4 protein-coding genes and 1 pseudogene are annotated in these 3866 nt (G+C 71.3%); 3 read left to right on the forward strand and 2 right to left on the reverse strand.

The features are described 5' to 3' along the window. A partial coding sequence (locus FV230_RS25615; RefSeq protein WP_147844396.1) for a cold shock domain-containing protein occupies positions 1-481 on the reverse strand: 481 nt, incomplete at its 3' end. Between the two features lie 306 nt (positions 482-787). On the opposite strand from FV230_RS25615, the gene FV230_RS25620 reads away from it, so the two are divergent. The 3 genes from FV230_RS25620 (at position 788) to FV230_RS25630 (ending at position 3307) form a co-directional block, all read left to right on the forward strand. Then, positions 788-1261: a response regulator gene (locus FV230_RS25620; RefSeq protein ID WP_147729085.1), complete on the forward strand. Its 474-nt coding sequence runs from the start codon at positions 788-790 to the stop codon at positions 1259-1261. 229 nt (positions 1262-1490) lie between these two features. Then, positions 1491-2579 (forward strand): Ppx/GppA phosphatase family protein, encoded by a 1089-nt coding sequence (locus FV230_RS25625; protein ID WP_147844394.1) that lies wholly within the window; start codon positions 1491-1493, stop codon positions 2577-2579. Continuing rightward, positions 2576-3307: an RlmE family RNA methyltransferase gene (locus tag FV230_RS25630; protein WP_147844395.1), complete on the forward strand. Its 732-nt coding sequence runs from the start codon at positions 2576-2578 to the stop codon at positions 3305-3307. The genes FV230_RS25625 and FV230_RS25630 overlap by 4 nt, the downstream gene beginning before the upstream one ends. Positions 3308-3586: 279 nt before the next feature. On the opposite strand, the pseudogene FV230_RS30010 reads toward FV230_RS25630, so the two are convergent. Further along, positions 3587-3866, reverse strand: a pseudogene (locus FV230_RS30010) (DUF4167 domain-containing protein); the annotation flags it as partial.

The following is a 3866-nucleotide window of genomic DNA, read 5'->3' on the forward strand; positions in this document are numbered from 1 at the left end:
GCTCCGCCCCGGCGCGCGGGGGACGCGCATCGCGCATCTCGCGCCGGGGCGGAGCCGCCTCGGCCGTCGAGGTGTCGACGCTGATCACGTTGGTGACCTGCGGACCCTTCTGGCCCTGCGCGGTCTGAACGGTGAGCCGGGTGCCTGGCAGCAGGTCGTCATGGCCGGCTGCCTCGACGGCGCGGATGTGGAGGAAGGCGTCGCCCGAGCCGTCGCCGAGCTCAACGAAGCCGAAGCCCTTCTCCTTGTTGAACCACTTGACCGTGGCATCGCGCTCCGGACCCGTAGGGGCCGCCGCAGCCCGGGGAGCGCCGCGATCGAAACCACCGCCGCCGCCACCGAACCCGCCACCGCCGCCGCCGAAGCCGCCGCCACCGTATCCGCCGCCACTCGGGGGAGCCTGATCAGGCCATCTCGGCTCTGCGCCACCCTCATCGAAGCCGCGCTTCTGCGGCCCCCGGAAATCACGACCACGTCCCATCGAAAGCTCGCCAAAAACCGTCCGCCGACCACGTCTCGAATACCGCGTGCGCGCCATCCCAGACAGCTCACGCCCTGCACTCCCATTACCCCCGGTCGCGGTAACCAAGAATAACGCCTCAGTCCTGACGCAATTGGCCGTTGACCGCAAGGACCTTGTTGTCGATCAGCTCGGAGTTCCATCACTTTCTCGTCGTCGTGAAACCCAGGCTTGCAGAGCGCGCCGTGTTAGGGAAGCGCAAAGGCCGGGCGCGTATGCAGGGGGACAGGCTCCCGCATCCGCCGGGGCCCGCGTGCCGCCCCCTCGATGATCGCGACCCCGACCTTCCCGGACTTCTCCGCCCTCGTGGTCGACGAGAGCCTCTACATCCGCCGAATCGTGCGCGACATGCTGATGCGCGTCGGCATCAAGCGGGTGCTGGAGGCGCCGGACGGGGCCGAGGCGCTCGGCGTGCTCGCCGAGAGCAAGCCCGACCTGACGATCATCGACTGGGACCTGGCGATCCTCTCGGGCGAGGAGTTCATCCGGCTGGCACGCACGCCCTCGACCTCCCCCTGCCCGACGATTCCCATCATCCTGATGCTCGCCCAGCCGCGTCGGAACGTCGTCGACCGCGCGATCACCCTCGGCGTCAACGAGATCATCGCGAAACCGTTTTCGCCCAAGACGTTGTGGTCGCGCCTCGACGAGGTGATCAACCGGCCGCGACCCTACTCCCAGGTGAAGAGCCTGCTGCGGCCGACCTCCCGCGCCGCCAGCCTCGCCAAGGCGATGGCCTGACGCGACCGCGTGATCGCGCATCGCATCCGATGTCTCGGCGGCCGGGTCTCGGCGTCGGGCGAATGGTTTTCGATCCTCTTCGCCGGCTGCGCTCGCGCCGACGGCCGTGGATGCAGTCCCGGCATTCGTGAACGGGACGTTGCAGTTCGCTGCCGAGCGAGTAGGGTCGAGCGTGAATGATGGCCGGGCGGTTCGCCGGGGCCAGGGATGGGAAAGCGCGGCGACGTCGATGAGGGACGAGAGTGGCGCGACCGCGCCGGCCCGCCCCCAGGGCGCGCCACCGGCAGGGGCACCCGGTTCCGCCCCCGCGGTCTCGCATCGCGACATGCGCCGCAACGCCTACGCGGCCCTGGATCTCGGAACCAACAACTGCCGCCTGCTCATCGCCGAGCCGTCCTCGCACGGCTTCCGGGTGATCGACGCGTTCTCGCGCATCGTCCGGCTCGGCGAGGGGCTCGGCAGCTCCGACCGGCTCAGCGAGGCGGCGATCGAGCGGACGATCGACGCGCTGCGGATCTGCAAGGGCAAAATGCGCGCCCGCGGCGTCGGGCGGGCCAAGATCATCGCCACGGAGGCCTGCCGGCTCGCCGTGAACGGTGCCGAGTTCGTCGCGCGCGTGCGGGCCGAGGTCGGCCTCGATCTCGAGATCGTCGACCGGCAGACCGAAGCCTATCTCGCCGTCACCGGCTGCGCCGCGCTCGCCGACCCGCAAGCCGAATCGGTGGTGATCTTTGACATCGGCGGCGGCTCAACCGAGATCGCCTGGCTCGACGGCTCGGCCGCCAATCCCTCGACCGATCCGACCCTGCGCATCCGCGCCTGGGATTCGCTGCCGGTCGGCGTCGTCACCTTGGCCGAGCGCCACGGCGGCTCCGAGGTGACGCGGATGATGTTCGAGGGCATGGTCGAGGAGGTGGCCGAGATGCTGGGCCCCTTCGCGATCCGCGCGGCGGCCGCGGCGACGGCGCCCGGCTTCCACCTGCTCGGAACCTCCGGCACCGTCACCACCATCGCGGCGATGCACCTGCGCCTCGTGCGCTACGAGCGTCGCCGGGTCGACGGGCTGTGGATGAGCGACGCCGAGGTCGCCGGTGCGATCGACGACCTGCTCGACACGCGGCTCGACCAGCGGGCGGAGAACCCGTGCATCGGCCGCGACCGCGCCGACTTGGTCCTCGCCGGCTGCGCGATCCTGGAGGCGATCCGCCGTGCCTTCCCGGCCGAGCGCCTGCGCATCGCCGATCGCGGCCTGCGCGAAGGATTGTTGATGAACATGATGCGGGAAGACGGCGTGTGGCGCCGCGGGGGCTACCGGTGACCGACAGGCGTGGCGGAGCGGGCGCGACGGGCGGAGTCCGCGGCGATCTCAAGCAGCGGGTGAAGACCGGGCGCGGGCGCACCCATTCGCAGAAGAGCTGGCTCGAGCGCCAGCTGAACGATCCCTACGTCCAGCGGGCCAAGCGCGAAGGATACCGCTCGCGGGCGGCCTTCAAGCTGATGGAGATCGACGAGCGCTTCAAGCTGCTGAAGCCCGGCCAGCGCATCGTCGATCTCGGCGCCGCCCCCGGCGGCTGGTCGCAGGTCGCGGCGAAGATCGTCGGCGAGACCGGCCGCATCGTCGGAATCGACCTGCTCGAGATCGAGCCGATGCCGGGCGTCGAGTTCATCACCCTCGACTTCCTCGACCCCGAGGCGCCGAGGCGCCTCACCGGCCTGCTCGGCGGCCCGGCCGACCTCGTGCTGTCCGACATGGCCGCCAACGCCACCGGCCACAAGAAGACCGATCACCTGCGCATCATCGGGCTCGCCGAGACCGCGGCCGAGTTCGCCCGGGAGGTTCTGGCGCCCGGCGGCGCCTACCTCGCCAAGGTGCTGCAGGGCGGCACAGAGACCGCGTTGCTCACCGACCTCAAGCGCGACTTCTCCCTCGTGCGGCACGTCAAGCCGAACGCCAGCCGCGCCGATTCGAGCGAGCTCTACGTGCTGGCGACCGGCTATCGCGGGCCGACGCCGGCCCTCGCCCTCGCCGAGGCGGACGGGGACTGATTCGCGGCGCTGCGCCTGCTGCGCGCACGGGCGGTCCGGCTCGAAACGCCGGTGCCGTGGCACCCATGCCGGCTCGGAGACCTGCCGCGAGAGCCTATCGCCCGACGCCCGCTGGCACTGCCGGGAGGCCTGGATCTCACGTCTCTCCGGCCCGTTCTCTGCGTCCGAGAGTATCCCGACCGGGTGAAGGCCGGATCGGCCCTTCGGGGACCGACCTTCGGATACGAAAAAGGCCGCCCCGGAGATCCGGGGCGGCCTGTCTCGCGGGAATGATGGCGTCTACTCGACCGAGGAGGCGCCGTCCGGTGCCTTGGTCTCCGGCGAACCTTCGGCCTCGGTCCCCTCGAAGCGCGGGCGCCGCCGGCGACGGACCTTCGGAGCCGGCGCGTCCTCGCCTTCGGCCGTGGGCAGGCTCGGCGCCTGCGCCTCCGCCACGGGCGCTTCGGCGGCCGGTGGCAGGCGGGGCGGCGTCATCAGGAAGGCCGGGAGGCCGGCCGCATCCTCGGCGACGGGCCGCGGCTCCTCGCGGCGACGCTCGCGCCGGGCCGGAGCCTCGGCC

Origin of the sequence: Methylobacterium sp. WL6, assembly GCF_008040095.1 — a bacterium.
Classification (GTDB): domain Bacteria; phylum Pseudomonadota; class Alphaproteobacteria; order Rhizobiales; family Beijerinckiaceae; genus Methylobacterium.

Bases quoted from the DNA above. Each gene is read 5' to 3' on its own strand.
- FV230_RS25620 (WP_147729085.1), top strand. From the start codon at position 788: ATGATCGCGACCCCGACCTTCCCGGACTTCTCCGCCCTCGTGGTCGAC.
- FV230_RS25625 (WP_147844394.1), top strand. From the start codon at position 1,491: ATGAGGGACGAGAGTGGCGCGACCGCGCCGGCCCGCCCCCAGGGCGCG.